Annotated in this window: 20 protein-coding genes; 8 read left to right on the top strand and 12 right to left on the bottom strand. The window is 67.0% G+C overall.

The window, feature by feature from the left end; all coding sequences use genetic code 11:
• Positions 1-68 precede the first annotated feature (68 nt).
• Together ACV22Z_RS04690 and ACV22Z_RS04685 are read right to left on the bottom strand one after the other, a co-directional pair.
• A complete protein-coding gene (locus ACV22Z_RS04690) occupies positions 69-452 on the bottom strand; it encodes a nuclear transport factor 2 family protein (RefSeq protein ID WP_448075121.1) in 384 nt (127 codons plus the stop codon).
• 81 nt (positions 453-533) lie between these two features.
• Positions 534-1,208, bottom strand: a complete 675-nt coding sequence (locus ACV22Z_RS04685; protein WP_448075120.1) for a glutathione S-transferase family protein — start codon at positions 1,206-1,208, stop codon at positions 534-536.
• Between the two features lie 90 nt (positions 1,209-1,298).
• Here ACV22Z_RS04685 and ACV22Z_RS04680 point away from each other — a divergent pair, with 90 nt between their 5' ends.
• The gene (locus tag ACV22Z_RS04680; protein ID WP_448075171.1) at positions 1,299-2,252 is read left to right on the top strand and encodes a LysR family transcriptional regulator; all 954 of its coding nucleotides are present in this window, start codon (positions 1,299-1,301) and stop codon (positions 2,250-2,252) included.
• A 567-nt stretch (positions 2,253-2,819) separates the two neighbouring features.
• Positions 2,820-4,244: a DHA2 family efflux MFS transporter permease subunit gene (locus ACV22Z_RS04675; RefSeq protein WP_448075170.1), complete on the top strand. Its 1,425-nt coding sequence runs from the start codon at positions 2,820-2,822 to the stop codon at positions 4,242-4,244.
• A 218-nt stretch (positions 4,245-4,462) separates the two neighbouring features.
• On the opposite strand, the gene ACV22Z_RS04670 is transcribed toward ACV22Z_RS04675, so the two are convergent.
• The 3 genes from ACV22Z_RS04670 to speB all read right to left on the bottom strand — a co-directional run bounded on the left by ACV22Z_RS04670 (position 4,463) and on the right by speB (position 8,035).
• Positions 4,463-5,179: a 2OG-Fe(II) oxygenase gene (locus ACV22Z_RS04670; protein WP_448075169.1), complete on the bottom strand. Its 717-nt coding sequence runs from the start codon at positions 5,177-5,179 to the stop codon at positions 4,463-4,465.
• 526 nt (positions 5,180-5,705) lie between these two features.
• Positions 5,706-7,028, bottom strand: a complete 1,323-nt coding sequence (locus ACV22Z_RS04665; RefSeq protein WP_448075119.1) for an MFS transporter — start codon at positions 7,026-7,028, stop codon at positions 5,706-5,708.
• 50 nt (positions 7,029-7,078) lie between these two features.
• Positions 7,079-8,035, bottom strand: a complete 957-nt coding sequence (gene speB, locus ACV22Z_RS04660) for an agmatinase (protein ID WP_448075118.1) — start codon at positions 8,033-8,035, stop codon at positions 7,079-7,081.
• A 139-nt stretch (positions 8,036-8,174) separates the two neighbouring features.
• On the opposite strand from speB, the gene ACV22Z_RS04655 reads away from it, so the two are divergent.
• Positions 8,175-9,086, top strand: a complete 912-nt coding sequence (locus ACV22Z_RS04655) for a LysR family transcriptional regulator (protein WP_448075117.1) — start codon at positions 8,175-8,177, stop codon at positions 9,084-9,086.
• Between the two features lie 122 nt (positions 9,087-9,208).
• On the opposite strand, the gene ACV22Z_RS04650 is transcribed toward ACV22Z_RS04655, so the two are convergent.
• Positions 9,209-9,673 carry an Lrp/AsnC family transcriptional regulator gene (locus tag ACV22Z_RS04650; RefSeq protein WP_448075116.1) on the bottom strand — a complete coding sequence of 155 codons (465 nt, stop codon included), beginning with the start codon at positions 9,671-9,673 and terminating at the stop codon, positions 9,209-9,211.
• Between the two features lie 134 nt (positions 9,674-9,807).
• On the opposite strand from ACV22Z_RS04650, the gene ACV22Z_RS04645 reads away from it, so the two are divergent.
• From ACV22Z_RS04645 to ACV22Z_RS04635, 3 genes are all read left to right on the top strand, one after another.
• The gene (locus tag ACV22Z_RS04645; protein WP_448075115.1) at positions 9,808-10,431 is read left to right on the top strand and encodes a LysE family translocator; all 624 of its coding nucleotides are present in this window, start codon (positions 9,808-9,810) and stop codon (positions 10,429-10,431) included.
• Positions 10,432-10,669: 238 nt separating this feature from the next.
• Positions 10,670-12,346, top strand: coding sequence for a S53 family peptidase (locus tag ACV22Z_RS04640; RefSeq protein ID WP_448075114.1), 1,677 nt, complete (start codon positions 10,670-10,672; stop codon positions 12,344-12,346).
• A gap of 70 nt (positions 12,347-12,416) precedes the next feature.
• A complete protein-coding gene (locus ACV22Z_RS04635) occupies positions 12,417-14,105 on the top strand; it encodes a S10 family peptidase (RefSeq protein WP_448075113.1) in 1,689 nt (562 codons plus the stop codon).
• A 193-nt stretch (positions 14,106-14,298) separates the two neighbouring features.
• Here ACV22Z_RS04635 and nadE read toward each other — a convergent pair whose 3' ends face one another.
• The 3 genes from nadE to ACV22Z_RS04620 all read right to left on the bottom strand — a co-directional run bounded on the left by nadE (position 14,299) and on the right by ACV22Z_RS04620 (position 16,573).
• Positions 14,299-15,153: an ammonia-dependent NAD(+) synthetase gene (gene nadE / locus ACV22Z_RS04630; RefSeq protein ID WP_448075112.1), complete on the bottom strand. Its 855-nt coding sequence runs from the start codon at positions 15,151-15,153 to the stop codon at positions 14,299-14,301.
• A 222-nt stretch (positions 15,154-15,375) separates the two neighbouring features.
• Entirely contained in the window at positions 15,376-16,245 is an 870-nt protein-coding gene (locus ACV22Z_RS04625; protein ID WP_448075111.1) for a DMT family transporter, read from the bottom strand.
• A 142-nt stretch (positions 16,246-16,387) separates the two neighbouring features.
• Complete coding sequence (locus tag ACV22Z_RS04620; RefSeq protein ID WP_076482052.1) at positions 16,388-16,573, bottom strand: hypothetical protein; 186 nt, start codon at positions 16,571-16,573, stop codon at positions 16,388-16,390.
• A 329-nt stretch (positions 16,574-16,902) separates the two neighbouring features.
• On the opposite strand from ACV22Z_RS04620, the gene ACV22Z_RS04615 reads away from it, so the two are divergent.
• Together ACV22Z_RS04615 and ACV22Z_RS04610 are read left to right on the top strand one after the other, a co-directional pair.
• Complete coding sequence (locus ACV22Z_RS04615) at positions 16,903-17,661, top strand: DeoR/GlpR family DNA-binding transcription regulator (RefSeq protein ID WP_448075110.1); 759 nt, start codon at positions 16,903-16,905, stop codon at positions 17,659-17,661.
• 107 nt (positions 17,662-17,768) lie between these two features.
• Complete coding sequence (locus tag ACV22Z_RS04610; protein WP_448075109.1) at positions 17,769-19,553, top strand: phospholipase D-like domain-containing protein; 1,785 nt, start codon at positions 17,769-17,771, stop codon at positions 19,551-19,553.
• A 186-nt stretch (positions 19,554-19,739) separates the two neighbouring features.
• On the opposite strand, the gene ACV22Z_RS04605 is transcribed toward ACV22Z_RS04610, so the two are convergent.
• The 3 genes from ACV22Z_RS04605 to ACV22Z_RS04595 form a co-directional block, all read right to left on the bottom strand.
• Positions 19,740-20,414, bottom strand: a complete 675-nt coding sequence (locus tag ACV22Z_RS04605; protein ID WP_448075108.1) for a TetR family transcriptional regulator — start codon at positions 20,412-20,414, stop codon at positions 19,740-19,742.
• A 140-nt stretch (positions 20,415-20,554) separates the two neighbouring features.
• Positions 20,555-21,823, bottom strand: a complete 1,269-nt coding sequence (locus tag ACV22Z_RS04600; protein WP_448075107.1) for an NAD(P)/FAD-dependent oxidoreductase — start codon at positions 21,821-21,823, stop codon at positions 20,555-20,557.
• Positions 21,824-21,964: 141 nt separating this feature from the next.
• A complete protein-coding gene (locus ACV22Z_RS04595) occupies positions 21,965-23,542 on the bottom strand; it encodes an amino acid permease (RefSeq protein WP_448075106.1) in 1,578 nt (525 codons plus the stop codon).
• Positions 23,543-23,948: the final 406 nt, after the last annotated feature.

The following is a 23,948-nucleotide window of genomic DNA, read 5'->3' as shown; positions in this document are numbered from 1 at the left end:
ACGCTGCCGATGCGGCGGGGCGGGCCATGCTCATCTAGCCGCCTCCTTCTCCTCCTCGATCTGGATCTTTACCCGATTGCCCCCGCATCGCGCGGTAGCGAATCGAGGAACACGTAGAGCGCCGCAATCTTCGCGTCGCGAACGATGATCACATCCAGGCCCGTATAGTCGGGTTTCTCGCCTCGCGGGCCAGAACCCCAGGCAAGACGACCGGCATTGTGAAGCGCTTGAGGTTCGCCGTGCGGCACATACGCGAAATGCGGATGCGTTGCACGAAGATCGCCGGCGAATTTGTCTAGTGCGTCGTGCCCGACGAATGTCCCGGCGGGCGAATAGAGCACACAGTCATCGGTATAGAGCGCCTCGATGGCCGCACGACGGCGAGTTGCGTCGCCTTCGCCGAAGACCTCTTGAAGATTGCGATAAAGCAGCTCGTGGATACGGTCATTCATGACACTTCTCCTTGGTAATTGACTCCGGAACGACTCAGGTTGCGTCGTGCAGATAACTGAAAAACGGCGGCTTGCATCGCATTACTGAGCGAGCGCCAGCGTCTTTGCGACGGCGGCGGCAACAGCGGGGCGCGCAGAAATGTCGTCATGCCAACGGGCAACGAACGGAAACTTGTCGAGGGTCACGCCAATTGCCTGATGGCGCCACATTCCCCCGAAGTGAGCGATGTCCGCGATGCTGTACGCATCACCCGCAACGTACGGATGTCGCTCGAGGCCGCGATTCAGGACGGCCAGCGACCGGTCAACCTCCGACAGCGCGCGCGCTTTTGCTTCGGGTTGTGGCGACGACTGGATCGTCGCCAGGAAAGCCTGAAGCAACGCCGGGCCAAGGCTGGACGCCTGGAAGAACAGTTGCTCGAACACCTTTGCGCGTTGGAGGCCGTCCTTCGGAAGAAGTAGGCCAGACTTCTCTGCGAGATAGACCAGGATCGCGGCGGACTCGCTGAGCACCACGTCGCCGTTCCCGCTAACCGGGCGGTCGACGAGAACCGGGACTTTCGCGTTGGGATTCATCGCCTTGAAGGCGTCGGTCTTCTGCTCGCCCTGGCGCAGATCGACTCTAACGAGCCGATAGTCGAGCTTCATTTCTTCCAGGGCGATGGGCACCTTGACGCTGTTGGACGTGGCGAATGCGTGAACTTCGAGCGTGCCGCCGGTGACGACAGCCATCTTTTCTTCCGGTTTGCGTTCCATGATTTGACTCCGATGAGATGAGACAAATCTAAGGTGCCGTGCTAATTTTCGAAATGGAAATGAATGCAAACCATCGTTGCAGGATTGTCTATGTCGAAGCTGCCGGATTTTGAAGGACTCGCGATGTTCGCGAAGGTTGCCGAGGAGGGTTCGTTCGCTGCGGCGGCAACGGCAATGGGCGTCTCGGTTGCCACGGTCTCCCGCGCCGTGACCCGTCTTGAAGAGCGCTTGGGCGGGCGGCTCTTCAACCGCACCTCGCGACGCCTTGCACTCACGGACTACGGCCATATGCTCGCCGAGCGAGCGGCGAAGATCTACGTCGACGCCGAGGAGGCCGAGGATTTCGCGCGGGAGACGTCAAGCCGGCCGCGTGGCCTGGTCAAGCTCGCTGCGCCACTTTCCTTCGGCGCTCGCTGGGTTGCGCCGCTGCTGCCCGAGTTCTTCCGGACCTATCCGGATATCTCGGTGGATCTCCATCTCGCGGATATCCAGGCCGATCTGATCGGGGAAGGGTTCGATGCCGCCCTCCGTATTGCGATTCTGGAGGATTCGTCCCTAGTCGCCCGTCTCATTGCCCCCGTACGCCGATTTGTCGTGGCGTCCCCCGACTATCTGGCTCGTCATGGCCGTCCGCATCATCCGCATGATCTCGGCGCGCACCAGTGCCTGACCTACGTCAACAGGAGCAAGCGCGACGTATGGCGCTTTACGCACGAAAGCGGTGAAGAGTGCGCGGTCACACCGACCGGGGCGTTGCGAGGAACGAGCTTGGAAGTGTTGCTGCCGACGGTCCTCGCAGGACTTGCGATCACCGAGCTTCCTGAATTTGCTGCGACGGAGTACTTTCCGGACAACCGGCTTGAACCGATTCTCACCGATTGGCGCTTGCCCGAAGGCGGCCTTTATTTCGTCACGCCGAGTGCCCGTGCTCGACCGGCAAAGGTGAGCGCGCTGGCCGATTTTTTCGTTGCCAAGCTGACCCGCGCGGAATGGCGCGCGGAGACGGTCACGGGCTGGAATCCGCAAAGCCATCGCAGCACGTGATGTGACGACGGCCGCCCGGGGTAAAGTTTGAAATTGTGCGAAGGCGCACGGCGCGTATGGCGTCGCGGACATGCGCTTGCGGCTCATGAAGTCGGCATCCGCGCGCTTCGCCGGCGATCGAACGCCAATCGCACCCGACCGCACCCGACCGCACCCGACCGCACCCGACCGCACCCGACCGCACCCGACCGCACCCGACCGCACCCGACCGCACCCGACCGCACCCGACCGCACCCGACCGCACCCCGATCGCACCCCGATCGCACCCCGATCGCACCCCGATCGCACCCCGACCGCACCCCGATCGCACCCCGATCGCACCCCGACCGCACCCCGATCGCACCCCGATCGCACCCGACCGCACCCCGATCGCACCCCGATCGCGCCCCAATCGCCAACGCACAGCACACATGCGTTTACGCGCATAAATCACGTGTGACATCGAGTGTCGGCCAAGCGAGGATTCAGGGCTTCAGGTTAATATTGGCCATTCGTGCCGATCGCTCGCAACTGTCAACGTCGCGGGCGGCGCCCGGCGTCTTCCGCATTCCGCCCATCGTCCTGCCAATGACTGCCACTTCCACCCAAGGAGGTCGGACGACCGACCTCTTGCCGTATCTCGTTGCCGCGACATTTTTCATGGAGTATCTCGATACGACCGTGATTGCGACCGCGCTGCCGCAGATGGCGCAATCCTTCGGCGTCGGGCCGAATGCGTTGAGTCTCGGGATGACCGCCTACATGCTCGCGCTCGCGGTGTTCATCCCGATCAGCGGCTGGATTGCCGACCGATACGGTTCTCGCACGGTATTCGGTAGCGCCATCGTCATCTTTACAGGCGCATCGGTGTTGTGCGGCCTGTCCAACGGCGTCGCGTCGTTCACGGCCGCGCGTCTTCTGCAGGGCATCGGCGGGGCGATGATGGTGCCGGTCGGACGGATGATCGTCGTGCGCAGCACCGAGAAAGCGCGCCTGATGCGCGCGATCGCAACCATTACGTGGCCGGGAATCGTCGCGCCGGTCGTTGGGCCGCCGATCGGCGGATTCATCACGACCTACGCGTCGTGGCGATGGATCTTCCTGCTGAACGTGCCGTTCGGCATCGCCGCGTTCGTATGCACCTGGCTGATCGTCAGGAATACGCGCGCCGACGAGCAGCGACCGCTCGACTGGGTCGGTTTCGTGCTGGCCGGCGCCGCGCTGACGTGTCTGCTGATCGGAACCGAGACGGCCGGGCAGCAGGACGCCCATTTCTTGCGTGCGGCGGTGCTCGTCGGCGCGAGCGTGCTGTTCGGCATCGCTACGTGGTTGCACGCGCGGCGATGCGAACATCCGCTGCTCGATTTCACGACGCTCAAGGTGCCGACGTTTTCCGTCACCGTGATGACGGGGTCCGTCACGCGGATCGCGATCAACGCCGTGCCGTATCTGCTGCCGCTGTTGTTCCAGATCGGTTTCGGCCTGTCGCCGTTCCAGTCCGGCCTGCTGTTGCTGGCGAGCGCGCTCGGCAATCTCGGCATGAAAGCGGGAACGTCGTGGATCCTCGACCGGTTCGGCTTTCGTCGCGTCGCGCTCGTCGACGTGACGATCGTCGGCGTGTTCACGATCGCATGCGGCTGGCTTACTGCGTCGACGCCGCTCGCGATCACGCTGCTCGTCGTATTTGTCTACGGACTGACGCGCTCGATGCAGTTCACCACGCTCGCGACGCTCGCCTATGCGGACATCCCCGCGCAGCAGACCAGCGCCGCGAGCACGTTATGGAGTGCCGCGCAGCAAATGACGATCGGCATGGGGATCGCGTTCGGCGCGCTCGCGCTGCGGGTCGCGGCGAACTTGCGTGGCGATACGACGGGCGTGCACTACCTGCTCGAGGATTTTCGCTGGGCATTCTTCGTGGCCGGCGCGCTTGCGTTGCTGACCTTGCCCGGCTACGCGCGTCTCGCAGCGGACGCGGGGGACCGGTTGAGGGCAAGCGTCGCGAGAGGGTAACGGGGGCGCCCGCGTGACGCACGGACGTCGTGATCTCCAGGCGGATCATCCGCGTATGGCGGATCAATCGTCGCGAGGCATGATGTCCGTGACTGTCATTGCTCGCCAGTCGCTGGCCATTGTGTCTTCATTCGGAATGCAGAGTGAACACATCACGTCACATTGCTTGCCGGATACGGCCGTTGACGGCACGGCCAACGATGCCACTTGAGGCGCGATCACTGTGCATCGTGGAAGATGATGCCGACCGTATGACGCTGCCCCGACCGGATACGGCTCACGCCGTGACGCAGATTGACGCGATAGACGCCGCGTGTGCCCTGCACGGGCCGGCCGTGGACGGCGAAAATCACCGCATCACCCTGAGTCAGCGGAACCACCTCCGCCCGCGACTGCATGCGCGGCCGCTGCTCGGTCAGCACGAATTCGCCTCCCGTGAAATCGCGCCCCGGCGCCGACAGCAGGATCGCAACCTGGAGCGGAAACATGTGCTCGCCGTACAGGTCCTGATGCAGGCAGTTGTAGTCGTCCGGCCCGTATTGCAGGATCAGCGGTGTCGGACGGCTCTGCCCCGCCGCGTGGCATCGCGCGAGAAAGTCGACGTGATCGGCCGGGTAGCGGACGTCGATGCCGAGCGCCGCGTTCCAGCGATTCGCAATCGGCGCCAGGTGCGGATAGAGCGTCGAGCGCAACGTATCGATCGTCGCCGGTAGCGGATACGCGAAGTATTTGTATTCGCCGCGGCCGAAGCCGTGGCGTGCCATCACGACCCGCGAGCGGTACAGCGTGTCGTGAGGGTAGAGCGACGCCAGCGCATCGCAAGCGGACGCCGGCAGCAATTCCGGAACGCGTGCGCATCCTTGACGATCCAGTTCCGCAGCGATTGCCTGCCAGTTCTGGGAGTCGATGCGCGGGACGATGTCGCAGGCGTCGATGTTCACGCGTGTTCTCCTGTCATCATCCAGGTTGCTGCGGATCCCTGAATTTGTCGGCCGGACGCGTGGCCGAAGTGAACCGAGCGCACCGCTGTCGACGGCAAGCAGAACGCAGCGCGTATCGAAAGAGCAAGTTCCGACGGCATGACACACATGACTGTTTTCAAGGGAGTGATCGATGAATCCAGTCTAGCGGCGTCGTTCTGCGAATGCGCTCCGCATCTTGCGGTCAAATTTGCTTGAATGCGAAGCGAAGGCGTTGCAGGCCGCACAGGTCGACACCCATGCCCGCGCCGTTCAACGCGCGTGTACAGAGGCCCGAGGCTGACGTGCCGGCCGGCACATCGGGCGCGGGCGTCTCGGCGACGCGAGCGCGCACGCATGCCTGCCGCGACGCAGTCGCAGCAGGCAGTCGTTATCTGAAATCTGAATGGGCCGGGCGGTGTGCGAACGCCGCCCGTCGTCGGACGTGCCGGGCAGGCGGGTATGCGCCGCCTGCCCGTCGCTCAGGAATGACGCAGCAGGATTACGCAGTACGTGCGCGTGCGCCGCGCGGCAGCGCTTCGCGCGGCGAGCCTGCATCGTCGGTGCCGACCCGTCGCGCGATCAGCCACACGCACACCGATGACAGGATCGCGGCGCTCGTGTACTGGAGCGCGAGCGGCCACCACTGCGGCGCGGTGTTTTGCGCGATCACGGTCGCGACGAGCGGCGTGAGGCCGCCGGCGAGCGCGCCGCACACCTGGTACGCGATCGAGATTGCCGTATAGCGGACGCGTGCGATGAAGATCCCGCTGACGAAGCCCGCGACGACCGAGTAGTAGCCCGATTCCGCGAGCGTCGCGAGGCCGACGCCGACCGTGATCGACAGCGGCGTGCCCGCATGCACGAGCGGCAGCATCACGAACGGCACGATCGCGGCCCACGCGCCGGTGATCAGCAGCACGCGCGTCGTGCCGAAGCGCTGCGCGAGGAACGCGGCCGCGAGCTGCACGACGAACTGCAGCACCGCGACGATCGTCATGCATTGCAGCACCATCGAGCGGTCGAGCGACAGGAACTGGGTCGCGTAGCTGATCATGAAGATGTTGCTGAAGTACACGCCGGCGATCCCGTACACGTTCGCGCCGATCGCGAGCAGCAGCAGCGGCCAGTATTTGAGCGCTTCGCGTACGGGGTTCTGCGCGGTGTCGCCGCGCTTCCTGACTTCCTCGAACTCGGGCGATTCGGACACGCTCGCGCGGATCACGAAGCCGACCGCCAGCAGCACAGAGCTCGCGAGGAACGGCAGGCGCCAGCCCCAGCTCATCAGGTCGTCCTTCGACAGCGTGCTGATCGCGCCGAACGCGAGCATCGACAGGATCAGGCCGCTTGCGCTGCCGAGCTGCGCGAACGACGCGAAGAACGTGCGCTTGCCTTCCGGCGCGTGCTCGCCGGCGAGCAGCACCGCGCCGCCCCATTCGCCGCCGACCGCAATGCCTTGCAGCACGCGCATCAGCACAAGCAGGATCGGCGCGATCACGCCGGCTTGCGCGTGAGTCGGCAGCAGGCCGATCGCGACCGTCGAGACCGCCATCAGCATCAGCGTCGCGAGCAGCGAGCGCTTGCGGCCGAACCTGTCACCGAGATAGCCGAACATCACGCCGCCGAGCGGCCGCGCGAAGAAGCCGACCGCGAACGAGCCGAACGACGCGAGCAGGCTGATGAAACGGTTCTCGCCGGGGAAGAACAGCGGTCCAAACACGATTGCCGCGGCGGTCGCGTAGCTGTAGAAGTCGTACCACTCGATCGTGGTGCCGACGAACGACGCGAGCGCCGCACGCTTCGGTTGCTTGACGGAAGTCCCCATCGGTTATTGGCTCCTCTTGAATCCTCTGGTTGGAATAGGTCGTGTCGGGATCAGTCGCGGTACGCGACGCCCGGCAACACGCACAGCAGCTCGTATGCGAGGTTCGCGCCGAGCAGCGCGGTGGTGCCGAACGGGTCATACGGCGGCGCCACTTCGACGAGGTCGCAGCCGACGATGTTCAGGCCCTTCGCGCCGCGGATGATCTCGAGCGCCTGCGGCACCGTAAGGCCCGCGATTTCCGGCGTGCCGGTGCCCGGCGCATAGGCGGGATCGATGCCGTCGATGTCGAAGCTGATGTAGACGGGGGTATCGCCGATCCGTTCGCGCACTTCCTGCATCAGCGGCGCGAGGGACTTGTTCCAGCATTCCTCGGCCTGGACGACGCGGAAGCCCTGCTCGCGGCACCAGTCGAAGTCCTCGGCCGCGTAGCCGGTGCCACGCAGGCCGATCTGCGTGACCTTGTCGCCGTGCAGCAGGCCTTCCTCGACCGCGCGGCGGAACGGCGTGCCGTGCGCGATCTTCTCGCCCATCATCGTATCGTTCACGTCGGCGTGAGCATCGACGTGGATCAATGCAACCTTGCCGTGCTTGCGGTGGATCGCGCGCAGGATCGGCAGCGCGATCGTGTGGTCGCCGCCGAGCGTGATCGGCTTGCAGTCGTGCTCCAGGATTGCGTCGTAGGCAGCCTCGATGCGCGCGATCGAATCATGCAGGTTGTACGGATTGATCGCGACGTCGCCGATATCTGCGATCTGCAGCGAATCGAACGGCGCGGCGCGCGTCGCCATGTTGTATGGGCGCAGCAGCACGGATTCCGTGCGGATCTGGCGCGGGCCGAAGCGGGCGCCGGTGCGGTTGGACGTGCCGAGATCGAACGGCACGCCGACGAAGCACGCGTCGAGGCCTTCGGCCGTCGGCACGTGCGGCAGGCGCATCATCGTCGCGATGCCGCCGCAGCGCGGCATTTCATTGCCGCCGAGCGGCTGGAAATGGATGTGGTCGTTCATGGGGCGTCTCTTCCAATGTAGGGTTGCCGTATCATTCGACGCGGCCTGGCGCACAGTTTTACGCGTTCCGGCCGGAAAGAAGAATGCGAAGATATCGACGTAAACATCGATTCTCATCGATGTATGGAAGGGGAATAGCGTGCTGGGGAATCTGTCGACCCTCGATCTGAGGCTGATCCGCGTGTTTCTGGCGGTCACGGACGCCGGCGGCGTATCGGCCGCGCAGGCGATGCTGAACGTCGGGCAGTCGACGATCAGCGCGCAGCTGTCGTCGCTCGAGACGCGTCTCGGCTACCGGCTCTGCGAGCGGGGCCGCAGCGGTTTCCGGCTGACGCCGAAGGGCGAGCGCTTCCATGCGATGAGTCGCAAGCTGCTGAGCGCGCTCGATGAATTCGGGATGGCCGCGCGGCATATGGACCGGCAACTGGTCGGCACGCTGAACATCGGCCTGATCGGCCATACGCCGATCAGCCAGAACGCGCGGATCGCCGAGGCGATCGCCGCGTTCCGTACTCGCGACGAGGCCGTGCGCTTCTCGATCTCGGTGCGGGCGCCCGGCGATCTCGAAGAAAAGCTGTTGAGCGACGAGATCCAGATCGCGGTCGGCTACTTCTGGCACCGGGTGCCCGCACTGCATTACACGCCGCTTTTCATTGAGCGCCAGGTCGCGTACTGCGGCCGCGGCCATCCGCTGTTCGCGCGCGCCGGTGCGCTGACGCCGGCCGACGTCGCCGGGTTCGAATGGGCATGGCGTTCATACCCGCTGCCGGAAGCGCAGATGTCGACAACGCCCGACCGCGTGACCGCAACCGCCGACAACATGGAGGCTGTCGCGCTGCTGATCCTGTCCGGCCACCATCTCGGCTACCTGCCGCAGCACTTCGCGGCGCCGTACGTCGCGCAGGGGATGCTCGCGCCGCTGAACCCGGAGCGGCTGCGTTACGACGTGACGTTCCACATGGTCGTTGCGCGCAACGGGCGCGGAAATCCGCTTGTGGTGGCCTTTCTCGAGGATCTCGAGCGCGCGCATCAATCGCCCGACGTCGCGTAAGGTCGGCAGCGCCAGCAATGTGAACGAGCGTTACGCGGGGGCGGTTCGCGGCCCGCATCGATGTGTGCCGAAGTGATGGGCCGAACGGTGTCGCGCGTTCGTCTCCTGCCTGCGCACCGGCATCACGGCACCGGCAACCCGGCGTCATGCTTGACTTCGCGCAGCGACAGTGCGGATTCGATCGACGTCACGCCCGGCAGCATCCGCAGCGATTCGCGCAGGAACGTGCCGTAGTCGTCGAGGTCATGCGCGACCACCTGCAGCAGGTAGTCGGCCGTGCCCGACACGTTGTGGCACGAGAGGATCCGCTCGATCCCGAGCACGTCCCGCTCGAATCGGTCCGCGACCTTGCGGTCGTGCGTCGCGAAGCGCACGAGCACGAACGCGACGACGCCGAAGCCGAGCGCCTTGCGCGACAGCTGCGCGCGGTAGCGCTCGATGTAGCCGTCGCTTTCGAGGCGCTTCAGGCGCCGCGCGCACGGCGTCTCGGACAGGCCGACGGTGTCGGCGAGACGCGCGATCGGCATTCGGCCGTCGCGCTGCACCGCAGCGAGAATCGCGCGGTCGGTTTTGTCGAGATCGGTCATGTTGGCGGAATCCCTATATGAGTCCCGTCATTGTGGTGGATTCCCCTATCGTTCGCCAGGCGGCGGCCAAAAATGGCCAATAATCCCTCGTTCATTGGCGGCACCATATCGTCATCGACGGATGGGGGCAGAACATGATTTCCACGCATTTGCTGTTGATTTACCTCGCCGCGCTGGCGGCAATTTATGCGGTGCCCGGGCCGGACATGGCGCTCGTGCTGCAGACCAGCATCGGCCGCGGCGTACGGCCCGGCATCGCCGCGGCGGCCGGCCTGTCGCTGTCGCGCTCCGCGCACGTGACGCTGTCCGCGTGCGGCGTCGCGGCGCTGATCCGCGGCGCGCCGTGGCTCTACGAAGTGATCCGCTACGGCGGCGCGCTGTATCTCGCGTACGTCGCGATCCAGGTGTTCCGCTCGCCGGTGTTCGCGCTCGGCGACGGCGCGGCCGATACGGCCGGCGAGTTGCGGCAGGCGTTCGTGAAGGGCCTGCTGACGAACCTGCTGAACCCGAAGGCGCTGCTGTTCTGCTCGGTGCTGCTGCCGCAGTTCGTGCGGCCGGAGGCCGGGCCGGTCGTCTGGCAGATGTTCGAACTGGGCGCGATGCTGGTCGCGGCCGGCGTGTGCTTCGACCTCGCGTGCGTGTTCGGCGCGTCGCGGATCGCCGCGTGGATGCGCGCGCACCCGCTCGCACAGACCGTGCAGCGCTGGACGTTCTCCGCGGCGCTGATCGGCTTCGCGTTGCGCCTGTCGATGGACTGAGCAGCGCGGCGCGCGGTGACCAGCGGCACGCGCCCGCACCGCGCCGCCACGGGCGAACCGCCTGTTCGCCGATGCGCTTGCCGGCCGCCGGCCCGCAACCGCAATTTGTCCGACTTGTCCTAAACTTCCTGTACCTCGCCGCGCTGCGAATCCGTCTGACTGAACGGAACCGGCCGCCGCCGGTCATGTCCGATTTTCTGGCTGTTCCGTGCAACGCGGTACCAAGGAGGGTCTGAACATGGCAAGGCATCTTCACGCCGACCGCGAACCCCGAATCGTCGCCGAGTCTCAGCGTCTCGGCCCGTGCGATCCGGCCGAACGCATTCACGTCACGATCATGTTGCGGCGGCAGGAAGAAGGGGATCTCGATTCGTTGCTTCACCAGCTGGCGACCGGCGATCCGAACGCGCGGCCGCTGTCGCGCGACGCGTTCGCGAAGCGCTTCTCCGCCAATCCCGACGATATCCGCAAGACCGAGGAATTCGCGCGCCGTCATCAACTGACGGTCGATCGCGTCGATCCGGTCGAAAGCGTCGTCGTGCTGTCCGGCACGATCAAGCAGTTCGAAACCGCGTTCGGCGTCACGCTCGAACGCTTCGAGCATCGCTCGATCGGCCAGTATCGCGGCCGGTCCGGTGCGATCACGCTGCCCGATGAACTCGGCGATGCGGTCACTGCCGTGCTCGGCCTCGACAGCCGTCCGCAGGCGCGGCCGCATTTCCGGCTGCGACCGCCGTTCAGGCCGGCGCGCGGCGGCGCGGCGGCCGTCACGTTTACCCCGCCGCAGCTCGCGTCGCTGTACGGCTTTCCGGCCGGCGACGGCGCCGGGCAATGCATTGCGATCATCGAACTCGGCGGCGGCTACAGCGCAGCCGATATCGCGCAGTATTTCCGCGGGCTCGGCATCACGACGCCGCCGAAGCTCGTCGACGTGAACGTCGGCACGGGCCGCAATGCGCCGACCGGCGACCCGAGCGGCCCGGACGGCGAAGTTGCGCTCGACATCGAGATTGCCGGCGCGATCGCGCCCGCGGCGACGATCGCCGTGTACTTCGCGCCGAACAGCGACGCGGGCTTCATCCAGGCCGTCAACGCGGCGGTCAACGACACGACGAACCGTCCTTCCGTGATCTCGATCAGCTGGGGCGGCCCCGAGGCGATCTGGCAGGCGCAGTCCGCGCAGGCGTTCAACCGCGTGCTGCAGGCGGCGGCCGCGCAGGGCATCACGGTGTGCGCGGCGTCGGGCGACAGCGGCTCGGGCGACGGCCTGCAGGACGGCGCGCAGCATGTCGATTTCCCCGCGTCGAGCCCGTACGTGCTCGGCTGCGGCGGCACGCAGCTCGATGCGCTGCCGGGCCAGGGCATCCGCAACGAGGTTGTATGGAACGATGACGCGTCCGGAGGCGGCGCGGGCGGCGGCGGCGTCAGCACGATGTTCGATCTGCCCGCATGGCAGCAGGGGCTCACGGCAAAGCTCGCCGACGGCAGCACCGCGCCGCTCGCGAAGCGCGGCGTGCCGGACGTCGCGGGAGACGCGGCGCCGCAGACCGGCTACGAAGTCGCGATCGCGGGCACGCCGACGGTGATGGGCGGCACGAGCGCGGTGGCGCCGCTGTGGGCGGCGCTGATCGCGCGGATCAACGCGGCGGCGAGTGCGGTGGCAGGTTCGCCCGCAAGTTCCGCCTCAAGTTCGGCTGCGAGTTCGGCTGCGGGTTCGGTCGCGAGTCCGGCGGCCGGCGTGTCCGTCGGCTGGATCAATCCGGTGCTGTACAGGAATCCGGGCGCGCTGCGCGACATCACCGAAGGCACGAACGGCGCGTATGCGGCGGCGCCGGGCTGGGATGCGTGCACGGGCCTCGGCAGCCCGAACGGTGCGCAACTGGCCGCGATCCTGACACGCAAGCCGTCGAGCTGACGGCGACCGTCTTCACGCAGCACGCTTGTTGCGGGTTTCCCGCATTCCTCTCACCTCCAGGAGCAGCACGATGGGCATCGATTCCGCATCCAGTGGCGGCGTGTATCCGCTGCATCACGGCGACCACAATTCGCACGGCGTGCCGCCGACCGTCACTCCGGTCGCGCTGAGCCACGGCCGCGACCAGCCGTTCTTCGATCCGGTCGCGTACGGCAACGGGCCGGACGACTCGGTGACCGACACGACCGAGGCGGCCGCAGTCACGCATCACGCGGTGACGATCGGCGGACGGCGCATCGCGTACACGGCGACGGCCGGGCATCTCGTGACGGTCGATCCGAGCAGTTCGCAGCCGGCCGCGAAGATCTTCTATGTCGCGTTCACCGAAGACGGGCAGAAGGAGGAGGCGCGGCCCGTGACGTTTTTCTATAACGGCGGGCCCGGTTCGTCGTCGGTGTTCGTGCTGCTCGGCTCGTTCGCGCCGCGCCGCATCACGACGTCGATGCCGGGCTTCACGCCGCCCGCGCCGTACCAGATGGAAGACAACCCCGACAGCCTGCTCGACCGCAGCGACCTCGTGTTCATCAACCCGGTCGGCACCGGCTATTCGGCGGCGGTCGCGCCGAACAAGAACCGCGATTTCTGGGGTGTCGACCAGGACGCGAATTCGCTGAAGCAGTTCATCAAGCGCTACCTGACGAAGAACAACCGCTGGAATTCACCGAAATACCTGTTCGGCGAGTCGTACGGCACCGCGCGCAGCTGCGTGCTCGCGTACAAGCTGCACGAGGACGGCATCGACCTGAACGGCATCACGCTGCAGTCGTCGATCCTCGACTACCGGCAGGCCGGCAATCCGGTCGGCGCGCTGCCGACCGCCGCGGCCGACGCGTGGTACCACAAGCGGCTCGGCGTGTCGCCGGCGCCGACCGATCTCGGCGCGTTCGTCGAGGAAGTCGCGCAGTTCGCGCGCACCGACTACCTGGACGCGCTGCGCAAGTTCCCGCAGACCGACGCGGCGGTCGTGCAGAAGCTGTCCGAATACACGGGCATCGACACGACGACGCTGCTGTCGTGGAGCCTCGACATCGCGGGTTACGACGCGCGCGGCAATTCGCTGTTCCTGACGACGCTGCTGCATGCGCAGGGGCTGTCGCTCGGCTCGTACGACGGCCGCGTGACGGGGATCGGCACGGGCATCGCAGGCAAGGTCGATCCGAATTCGGGCGGCAACGATCCGACGATGACGGCCGTGTCGGGCGTCTATACGGCGATGTGGAACAGCTACCTGAACGAGCAGCTGAAGTTCACGTCGAATTCGGCGTTCACGGACCTGAACGACCAGGCGTTCCAGAACTGGGACTTCAGCCACATCGACCCGACCGGCGCGCAGCAGGGCGTCGACGCGAAGGGGAACGTGATCCTCTACACGGCGGGCGACCTCGCCGCGGTGATGGCACTGAACGTCGACCTGAAGGTGCTGTCGGCGAACGGCTTCTATGACTTCGTCACGCCGTTCTACCAGACCGTGATCGACCTGCAGCAGATGCCGCTCGAGGACCAGAAGGTGCGGCAGAACCTGTCGGCGCGCTTCTATCCGTCGGGGCACATGGTGTATCTCGACGGCGGCTCGCGCACCGCGCTCAAGCACGACCTCGCGGCGATGTACGACACGACGGTCGCCGATACGGGCGCGCGGATGCGGATCCGCGCGCTGCAGGCGAAGCAGGGGGCGCCGGTGTCGGGCGGGCACGCCTGACGCGTCAGGGCGAGGCGCCGGTGTGTGATTCCGGCGAGGCGGTGATGCGCATTCGGCCGTGGCTGCGTGCGGTGGTGCGCGCCGGCAGTGGTACGCCGGCGCGCTGCAGTTGATGGCGGCGGCCGACGGCAGGCGGGCGATCCGTCATGCCGTGGGCGGTCGCCGCATGCCGCGAAATGCGCGCGGGCGCGCGTCAGCCGCGCTGCTCGGGCCAGTCGAACGGCGTGTAAGGCAGCGCGCGCTTGTGCCGCGAGCCGTGATGGAAGCGCAGCACCGTTTCGTACACGTGGTCGCTGACGGGCTTGCCCTCGAGGAAGTCGTCGATCTCGTCGTAGGTGACGCCGTATGCGTGCTCGTCGGGGCGCAGCGGACGCAGCTCCTCGAGATCGGCCGTCGGCACCTTCATCACGATCGTCTCCTCGCCGCCCAGCGCGCGGGCCACAGCGCGCACGCGGCGCTTGTTCAGGCCCGCGAGCGGCAGCACGTCCGCGCCGCCGTCGCCGAATTTCGTGAAGAACCCCATCAGCGATTCGGCCGCGTGATCGGTGCCGATCACGATCCCGCGCCGCGCGCCCGCGACCGCGTACTGCGCGATCATGCGCTCGCGCGCCTTGATGTTGCCGTGCACGAAGTCCTGCTGGGCCGGGGTGTCGAACGCGTGGCCGGACGCGGCCAGCGCGCCGAGCATCGCGTCGGCGGCCGGCTTCACGTTGACCGTCAGTTCCTCGTCGGCGCGCACGAACGCGAGCGCGCGCTGCGCATCGGCTTCGTCGTTCTGCATGCCGTTCGGCAAGCGCATTGCGATGAAGCGCGCGTCATAGCCTTCCGCGCGCAGGCGTTCGACCGCGAGCTGCGCGAGCCGGCCGGCCGTCGACGAATCAACGCCGCCGCTGATCCCTAGCACGTAGGTCTGCAGTCCGGTCGAGCGCAGGTAATTGGCTAGGAATTCGACGCGGCGCGCAATCTCGGCATCGGCGTCGAAGTGCGGGGCGACGTTCAGTTCGGCAATGATTGCGCGTTGGCGGCTGGCGTAATCGGCGGCTGTCATGGGGGAGTTCCGGGTCGAAATGCGAGGCGCTCATCATAAGCGCATTCGCGGCGCCATGCCGTGCCGGGGGGCGTGATGTGGGGGGCGGTGCGTTGCATGGGCGATACGGCGGATCGGGGATCGGGGATCGGGGATCGGGGATCGGGGATCGGGGATCGGGGATCGGCGGACCGGCGGACCGGCGGATCGGCAGACCGGCAGACCGCAGACCAGCCGACTCGCCTATCGCCGCGCGAGCACGACGCCCGCCAGTGCGACCGCGAACCCGGCGAGCTGCACGACCGCGAGCGTTTCGCCGAACAGCATGTAACCCTGCAGCGCGGCGAGCGGCGGCGCGAGGAACAGCAGCGACGTCGCACGCGCGGCATTGCCGCGTCGAAGCATCCACATCAGCATCGTGACCGCGCCGCCGGACAGGAACACGACGCCCCATACGAGCGATACCCACAGTGCCGGTGCGCCGATCCAGCGCGTCTCGTGCAGCAGCGCCGCGAACACGGCCGCGACGATCGCGGCACCGAAGTTCTGCACGGCGACGGCCGTGCGCAGGTCGTTCTGCGCGAGGCCGCCTTTCTGATAGAGCGAGCCGGCGGTGATCGACCCGACCGCCAGCACCGACACCGCGACGACGAGCCATGCCGGCGCGGCGCCGGGCAACGGCGCGACGCCGCCCATCACCTTCGGCGCGAGCACGAGCGCGACGCCGGCGAGGCCGAGCGCCATCCCGAGCCAGCCGCGCGCGGACAGCCGCTCGTTGAACAGCGGCGCCGCGAGCACCGCGGTCGCGAGCGGCTGCAGCGCGCCGAGCAGCGCCATCACGCCGGCATTCAGTCCCTGCGCGACTGCCCAGTAGCTCGCGCCGAGATACACGCCCTGCAACAGCGCACCCGCAATCAGGTGGCGCGGCCATTCGCGGCGCGCGGGCCACGGTGCGCGCGCGGCGAGCGCGACCGCGCCGAACAGCACGGCGGTGCCCGCGAAGCGCGCGAGCAGGAACAGGTTCGGATCCGCGTAGGGCTTGATTGCCCGCGCAACGATGAAGCCGGTGGACCAAAGCGCGACGAAGGCTGCCGCGACTATCGAGTTGAGCATGCGAAGCGGGCCGGGACACGGCCGGACGGAATCACGAAGTCCGGCAGTATCCGGCGCCGCGGCGCCGGCGTCTTGTCGAATCCTGCAATCGCCCGCGCGGCACGAAGCGGGCGGATCGGGCGGATTGAGCGGATTGGCGGAATCAGTCGATGGAGAAAGTGTCGAGCGGCTGGTTCGCGCTCGTTTCGTTCGCGAAGCGCGCGGCGAGCTGCTGATGGAGGCGGCGGGCCTCGTCGAGCGTGAGGTCGATCCAGTAGGGATCGCCGGCGGCGTCGTTGAGTCGTTCGGGCGGAAACTGGATTTCGAGCACTATGCCTTTGCGATACATCGCGCAAGCCCCCTGGTTGGTCTGTCGTTCGGTGAAGCGCAAAGTGTAGCAATCCGCACCGCTGCGATTCGCGCGCTTTCGGCAATTCAGAATTTCGCTGCCCGTTGCCCGTTGCCCGTTGCCCGTTGCCCGTTGCCCGCTGCCCATTGCCCATCGCCCATTGCCCATCGCCCATCGCCCATCGCCCATTGCCCATTGGCCGATTTCCGACTTCCGATTGTTGTTTGCCGTTCATCGAGCGCCCGACACCCGACCGTCAAACGTCGGTCAAATCGGCGTAATACAATGTCACGCTCCCCATTTACTTGTCGCCTCGGGCGTGTAGCGAGATGCTGGCGGAACAACGTCATCAATTCATTCTGTCGGAACTCGGACGATCGGGCGCGCTGTCGGTCGCGGAACTGGTGCGCTCGCTCGACGTGTCGCGCGAGACGGTGCGGCGCGACCTGAACGCGCTCGCCGCGCGCGGCCTGCTCGTGATGACGCATGGCGGCGCGCTGGCCGCGGACCGCCGCGAGCCGAGCCTGTCCGAGCGCGAGGCCGCGAATGCCGACGCGAAGCGCACGATCGGGCGGCGCGCGGCCGAGTTCGTGCCCGACGGCGCATCGGTGCTGATCGATTCCGGCAGCACGCCGCATGCGGTGGCGCTCGCGCTTGCCGACAAGCACCGTCTCGCGGTCTACACGAACGACTGGCGCACCGCGTTCGTGCTCGCGCGCCGCAACGGCAATCGCGTGACGCTGCTCGGCGGCGAACTGTCCGACGACGAGGACGCGACGTTCGGCCTCGACACGATCCAGCAGCTCGCGCAATACCACGTCGATTTCGCCTTCGTCGGCGCGGGCGGCATCACGGCCGACGGCGAGTTCACCGACTACTCACGGCTCGCGGCTGAAGTGCGCAGCCGGATGATCGCCACGGCTGCGATGGCGATCGTCGTCGCCGATCATTCGAAATTCGGCCGCGTGACGCCGGTGCGGATCAACGGCACCGACGCGGCGCGCTGTCTCGTGACCGAACGCGCGCCGGACAAGGCCGTGCGGCGCGCCTTGACCGCGCGCGGCATCGAGCTGATCGTGTGCGGCTGACGCACACGCGACACACAAGCTTCTTCGAACCGTCATCCTGCGTGAAAAACCGCCGAGGACACTGATCCATTCGACCTTGACCGGCCGTTGAGCCAGGGAGAATGCCGATGTCTGTCAGCGTGCGCAGCTATCTTTCCCCGACCTTGGTATTGCTGGCCTTCGACTGGCCCGGCGCGCAGGCGCGAACCGACTTCCTCGGTTTCGCGATCAAACGCACGCCCGGGTTCTGGCCGGCGGACAGCAAGACGCGCGCGCCCTACAGCTGGCTGCCGAACCGCCTGACGTTCGACGGCCCGGCCGCCGACACGCAGGGCGACGCGCCGACCGACCAGGCGCCGATCCAGAAATTCATGTGGTGGGACGCACGGATCGATCCGCAGGATCGCGGCGCCAGGTTCCGCTATGACGTCTATCCGGTCGTCGGCACGCCCGCGAGCCTGCAGGTGCTCGATGCGGAAGCCGGCACGTGCGACGTCGTGCTGCCCGCGCATGTCGAGGACGGCGTCGGCACGTGGTTCAATCGCGCGGTGGTCAGCTCGCAGGCGTTCGCGAAGCAGGTCGCGGCGCTGCAGCTCGCGTCCGGTGCGGCGCCGAGCGCCGGGCAGGCGCTGAAGCTGCGCACGTGGCTCGCGAACGACATGGAACAGGTGTTCGCGCAGATGCTGGATCCCGCGTCGAGCGCGGTGTCGGCCGTCTATCACCTGACCGACACGCTGTGGGCGCTGCCCGCATTCGAGGCGTTCGGCCATGCGCACGGCGACGCGGCGCTCGCGATCGTCTACGACGCGCACGTGACGCCGCGCAAGGGCCAGCCGCCGCTGCCGTCGCCGAACCAGCCGGCCGTCGACGCGTTGCAGGGGCTCGCTACGCTCGCGCCGCGCGACAAGACGCACATCATGCACGACAAGTTCATCGTGACGGACGCGCCGGCGAACGCCTCGCCCGCACGCGTGCTGACGGGCTCGGCGAACTTCACGACCGAGGGCCTGACCGAGCAGGCGAACGTGCTGCACACATTCGATTCGCCCGCGCTCGCCGCGCTGTACAACGACCGCGCGCGGGCGCTTGCCGCAAATCCGCCGGTGGCCGAGACGGCGCGGCTGTCGCCGGGCTGGTCGCAGCCGCTGACGGTCGGCACCGCGCAGGTGCGCGTGTCGTTCTCGCCGGAGCCGGCCGGGCAGCGCACGCAGATCGATACGATCGTCGCGGCGATCGCGGCAGCGAAGCATTCGGTGTCGTTCTGCCTGTTCATGCCGACCGACGCCGCGTTGCGCGACGCGTGCTTCGCGGCGGGCGACCGCGGCCTGATGATGTTCGGGCTCGTCAACAAGATCAACATCGGCAGCGCGACGAAGGCCGAGGCGGCGAAGCAGAACGGCCAGACGCTCAATGCGGCGACGCTCGCGAACCTCGAGCTGTACCACCGGAGCCGCGATCACCGCGACGTGATCGACGCGGAATACTTCTCGCCGGTGACGGTGCCGCAAGGTTTCGAGCCGGAGCTGCGGCTGTTCCCGGGAGAGCCGGCGCCTGCATACCCACCGGTCGTGATCCATCACAAGTTCATCGTGATCGATGCGGAAGGCGCGAACCCGATCGTCTACACCGGGTCGGCAAACATGAGCCGCAACTCCGAGCAATTCAACGACGAGAACCTGCTCGAAATTCGCGATCCGCGGGTCGCCGCGATCTATCTCGCGGAATTCCTGCGGCTGTACGAGCACTATCGGGCGCGGGCGCTGGCGATCGATGCGCAGAAGCAAGGTGGCGCGTCGACGCACCCGCGGCTCGCGCTGGCGCCGGATTCGAGCTGGGCGAAGAAGTATTTCGTGGCAGGGAGCCCGGAGGAGAAGGCAAGGATCGCGCTGGCGGCGGCTGCGCCGATGAACTGATGCGCATCGGCATCCGCGAGGGGGCGCGCACGTTGCGGATCGCCCGGGCCATGCGCTTTGCGCGTGTGCTGTCGGCATTCGCCTCGTTCCGGCGGGGCTGGCCCCCGGCTGTTGCGATCAAGGCGATCGACGCGGTGCGGACACCTTCCGGCAGTCCGCACGATGCGTTCGGAACGGGAACGGACGTTATGCGGCGACGTAGCGCAGCACGGCTTCGGCGATCGTGTCGCGGTGCCGTGCGCGCAGGCGCGGCGCCGACGGATCGCGGCCGAACGCGGCGCCGAACGTGTAGCGGTTCGACACGCGATGGAAGCAGAACGAGCTGATCAGCAGGTGCAGGTCGAACGCGTCGATGTCCTGGCGGAACGCACCGCTTGCCGCGCCGCGCTCGAGCAGTTCCTCGAGCGTCTTGATGATGCTGACGTTGCGGTTCTTGAACGACTTCAGCTGTTCCAGATACTTCGCGCCGTGGATGTTCTCGATCGATACGAGACGGACGAAATCGCGATGCTTGTCGTGATAGTCGAACGTGAACTCGACGAGGCGGCGCATTCCTTCGCGCGGCTCCATGTCGCCGACGTGCAGTTCCTGCTCGAGCGCGCGGATGTCGCCGTACACCTTCTCCAGCACAGCCTCGTACAGGCCTTCCTTGCTTTCGAAGTAGTAATAGAGCATCCGCTTCGTCGTGTTGGTGCGTTCGGCGATGGCGTCGACGCGCGCACCGGCGAGGCCCATCGCGGAAAACTCCTGCGTGGCAACGTCGAGGATGTTGCGCTTGGTCTGCTCGGGATCGTATTTGCGCCGCGCATCGGACGGAAGCGCGCGGTTGTCGGGCGAGGCGGCCTTGCTTCCAGATTTCATGTGGCGTTTTTTTGTGGCTTTGCGGCGGCTTGGACGAGGCATTCTAGCATGTGGAAAACCCCGTCCCGCCGACCTTCCGCCGACCTTTCGTTCTAACCGCAGCGCATCGCGCGGCACCCGGCGGGCCGCCGCGCGGGCGTTCAGTTGCGGTACACGGCGATCGCGTCGCGGGCCTGGTACGCGGTGTACGTGAGCTGCGCGGCCGCGAGGCCCGCGAGCCCGAACGTGCGGGTCAGGCCGAACTCGGCGAAGCCTGCAGGCACCGGCCGCTCGCCGGCCAGCGCGGCCGCGAGCGTTTCGCCGGCGACCGTGGTCGGCGCCATCCCGTGGCCGCCGAACGCGATCGCGTGCCACACGCCGTCGGCGTCGCGGCCGATCTGCGGCATCTTGTGCCGCGCATAGCTCATCAGCCCGCCCCATGCGTATTCGACCTTCACGTCCGCGAGCTGCGGATACACGCGCACGAGGTCGCGCTTGAGCAGGCGCGCGATCGCGTCCGGGCCGCGGTCGAGCACCGAGATCCGGCCGCCCCACAGGATTCGCGTGTCCTGCAGCGGACGGTAGTAGTCGAACGCGAAGCGCGTGTCGTAGATCGCGTACGGCGCGTCGATCGCGTCCGGCAGACGCGCGCCGAGCGGCTCGGTCGCGATCACGTAGGTCGCGATCGGCAGCACCGCGCGTTCGATGCGCGGCGACACGCCGCGCGCGTAGCCGCCGCATGCGAACACGACGTCCTTCGCGCGCACCGCGCCGTGCGCCGTGCGCACGACGTAACCGGCGCCTTCGCGGGCGATGCCGAGCGCGGCCGACTGTTCGTAGACGCGCGCGCCGCCGCGCGTCGCGGCCGCGGCGACGCCGAGCACGTACTTGAGCGGATGGAAATGGAACGCGTTCGGCTCGAACAGGCCGCCGTGGTAGCGGTCAGTCTTCAGCCGGTCGCGCAGCGCGTTCGCGGCGACCGGCTCCCAGTCGACGTCGAGTTCGTTCTTCATCAGCTTGCGCAGGCTGTCGAGCCGCGACGGATCGTCGAACCAGTTCGCGAGCATCACGCCGCGGTCGACGATGTCGCAGTCGATCCCGTAGCGGGCGATGCGCGAGCGGATCAGGTCGACCGCATCGACGGTCAGCCGGTACAGGCGGCGTCCTTCTTCACGGCCGAGCGTGCGCAGCAGGTCGGCGTTGTCGAGGCTGTAGCCGCCGAACACGAAGCCGCCGTTGCGGCCCGACGCGCCGTAGCCGACGCGTTCGCCGTCGAGCACGACGACGTCGCGCACGCCGCGCTCGACGAGGCCGAGCGCCGTGCACAGGCCGGCGAGGCCGCCGCCGACGATGCAGACCTGCGTGTCGATCGTGCCGGTCAGTTGCGGATAGGGCTGGCGGGTAACGGTGGCTTCGTAGAAATTCTGCATGTGATTCGATGACTGATGAACGACGGAAAAACGGACGGCGCGCGTCGATCTTGCCTGATCGCGCGCGCCGCGTCGAATGCCGGATGAACCGGGCCGGGCTGGCGGCCACCCGTAGACGGGCGGCCGCCAGCCCGGCGGGAATCAGGCGCCCGGGGTCGGGTTCGCGACGTAGCCGCCGGCAGGCGCGGGTGCGGATTGGGCTTCAGCCGCCTGGGCCGCTGCATTGCGCTGGATCCACGGCGCGATCTCCATGTCCTCATAGCGGACCAGCCGGCACTTGCGCACCAGCGCGTAGCCGAGCCAGATCGCGAAGAAGAAAGGCAGGCCGATGTAGGTCGCGGCGATGCCGACCCAGTCGATCTTGCTCGACAGGAACGCCTGGTAGTCCTGGCCCAGCGCGACGATCGCGCACAGCACGAATGCGAAGATCGGGCCGAACGGGAACCACTTCGCGCGGTACGGCAGCTGGTCGAGCGAATAGCCCTGCTTCAGCAGACCCTTGCGGAACCGGTAATGGCTGACCGCGATGCCGAGCCACGTGACGAAACCGGCCATGCCCGACGTGTTCAGCAGCCACAGGTAGACCGTCTTGTCACCGTACAGCGACGTGAGGAAACACAGCGCGCCGACCGCGGTGGTCGCGTACAGCGCGTTGAGCGGCACGCCGCCCGGCGACAGCTTCGCGAACAGCTTCGGCGCGCGGCCTTCGACCGCGAGGTTGTACAGCATCCGCGTCGACGCATACATGCCGGAGTTGCCGGCCGACAGCACGGCAGTCAGGATCACTGCGTTCATCACGCCCGCAGCAAAGGCAAGACCGGCATGACGAAACACGAGCGTGAACGGGCTCACGCCGATGTCGGTCACGTCGCTCTTCAGCAGGTTCGGGTCGGTATAAGGAATCAGCACGCCGATCACGAAGATCGCGAACACGTAGAACAGCAGGATGCGCCAGAAGATCTGGCTCACCGCGCGCGGGATCGTGGTGCGCGGGTTTTCCGATTCGCCGGCTGCGACGCCGATCATCTCGGTGCCCTGGAACGAGAAGCCCGCGATCATCGCGACGCCGAGCATCGCGGCCCAGCCGCCCGCGAACGGCGCGTCGCCGATCGTGAAGTTGCTCCAGCTTGCACGCGGCCCGCCTTGCATGATGCCGAAGATCATCAGCAGGCCGACGCCGACGAACGCGACCACGGTGACGACCTTGATCAGCGCGAACCAGTATTCCGCCTCACCGAAGCCGCGCACCGACAACGCGTTGAGCGCGAAGATCAGGACGAGAAACAGCGCGCTCCACCAGACGCCCGGCACGTGAGGGAACCAGTAGTTCATCACGAGCTGCCCGGCCACCAGTTCGACCGCGAGCGTGACGGCCCAGCTGTACCAGTAGTTCCAGCCGATCGCGAAGCCGAAGCCCTCGTCGACGAATTTTGAGCCGTAGGTCGCGAACGAACCGGACACCGGCATGAACGCGGCCATCTCGCCGAGGCTCGTCATCAGGAAATAGACCATCAGGCCGATCATCATGTACGCGAGCATCGCGCCGCCGGGGCCGGCCTGCGAGATCGACGCGCCGGACGCGACGAACAGGCCGGTGCCGATCGAGCCGCCGATCGCGATCATGCGCAGGTGGCGTGCCTGCAGGGCGCGGTGCAGGGTAGGCTTCGAAGCTTGCGAGCCCGACGGGCTCGTGGAATCGGGGTGGGAATCTGAACGCATGGGGGAGCTGAGCGCTGTCTCCGGGATTGTTTTGGGGAGACGAAGCGCGGCGTCCGCCCGCCGCCTGCCGGCGGCGTCGACGCGCGGTGCGGGGGCCTGGCCGACCTGCGCGTCGCCTTCGTCTGGGGTCCGGCCGTGCACGGCGAGACGGGCACGGCGGCTGTTGGCGCGCCGGGTGCTGTGTCGCACGCCTTGACGCAGATCAGATTGTGTGGGGGCGAAGCGTGCGCGGCAAACGATATTTCCGAACTAGTTGATGCGTCTTTGTCATCAACTCGTGCCGGATCGCAGCGCGTGCCGCGTGCCTGCTGCTTGCCTTTGCCTCGCATACCAGACGCGTCCCGAGGTGCCCCGGACAGGATCGGACCGGATTCGACCGTATGATGCGTTTTGGGAATGAAGTCGT

This window comes from Burkholderia sp. PU8-34, from assembly GCF_053427725.1.
Note: the sequence above shows the minus strand (reverse complement) of the source record. Positions and strands in the feature narration are given on the sequence as shown.

Bases quoted from the DNA above. Each gene is read 5' to 3' on its own strand.
- ACV22Z_RS04690 (WP_448075121.1), bottom strand. From the start codon at position 452: ATGAATGACCGTATCCACGAGCTGCTTTATCGCAATCTTCAAGAGGTC.
- ACV22Z_RS04685 (WP_448075120.1), bottom strand. From the start codon at position 1,208: ATGGAACGCAAACCGGAAGAAAAGATGGCTGTCGTCACCGGCGGCACG.
- ACV22Z_RS04680 (WP_448075171.1), top strand. From the start codon at position 1,299: ATGTCGAAGCTGCCGGATTTTGAAGGACTCGCGATGTTCGCGAAGGTT.
- ACV22Z_RS04675 (WP_448075170.1), top strand. From the start codon at position 2,820: ATGACTGCCACTTCCACCCAAGGAGGTCGGACGACCGACCTCTTGCCG.
- ACV22Z_RS04665 (WP_448075119.1), bottom strand. From the start codon at position 7,028: ATGGGGACTTCCGTCAAGCAACCGAAGCGTGCGGCGCTCGCGTCGTTC.
- speB (WP_448075118.1), bottom strand. From the start codon at position 8,035: ATGAACGACCACATCCATTTCCAGCCGCTCGGCGGCAATGAAATGCCG.
- ACV22Z_RS04650 (WP_448075116.1), bottom strand. From the start codon at position 9,673: ATGACCGATCTCGACAAAACCGACCGCGCGATTCTCGCTGCGGTGCAG.
- ACV22Z_RS04645 (WP_448075115.1), top strand. From the start codon at position 9,808: ATGATTTCCACGCATTTGCTGTTGATTTACCTCGCCGCGCTGGCGGCA.
- ACV22Z_RS04640 (WP_448075114.1), top strand. From the start codon at position 10,670: ATGGCAAGGCATCTTCACGCCGACCGCGAACCCCGAATCGTCGCCGAG.
- ACV22Z_RS04635 (WP_448075113.1), top strand. From the start codon at position 12,417: ATGGGCATCGATTCCGCATCCAGTGGCGGCGTGTATCCGCTGCATCAC.
- nadE (WP_448075112.1), bottom strand. From the start codon at position 15,153: ATGACAGCCGCCGATTACGCCAGCCGCCAACGCGCAATCATTGCCGAA.
- ACV22Z_RS04625 (WP_448075111.1), bottom strand. From the start codon at position 16,245: ATGCTCAACTCGATAGTCGCGGCAGCCTTCGTCGCGCTTTGGTCCACC.
- ACV22Z_RS04620 (WP_076482052.1), bottom strand. From the start codon at position 16,573: ATGTATCGCAAAGGCATAGTGCTCGAAATCCAGTTTCCGCCCGAACGA.
- ACV22Z_RS04615 (WP_448075110.1), top strand. From the start codon at position 16,903: ATGCTGGCGGAACAACGTCATCAATTCATTCTGTCGGAACTCGGACGA.
- ACV22Z_RS04610 (WP_448075109.1), top strand. From the start codon at position 17,769: ATGTCTGTCAGCGTGCGCAGCTATCTTTCCCCGACCTTGGTATTGCTG.
- ACV22Z_RS04605 (WP_448075108.1), bottom strand. From the start codon at position 20,414: ATGAAATCTGGAAGCAAGGCCGCCTCGCCCGACAACCGCGCGCTTCCG.
- ACV22Z_RS04600 (WP_448075107.1), bottom strand. From the start codon at position 21,823: ATGCAGAATTTCTACGAAGCCACCGTTACCCGCCAGCCCTATCCGCAA.
- ACV22Z_RS04595 (WP_448075106.1), bottom strand. From the start codon at position 23,542: ATGCGTTCAGATTCCCACCCCGATTCCACGAGCCCGTCGGGCTCGCAA.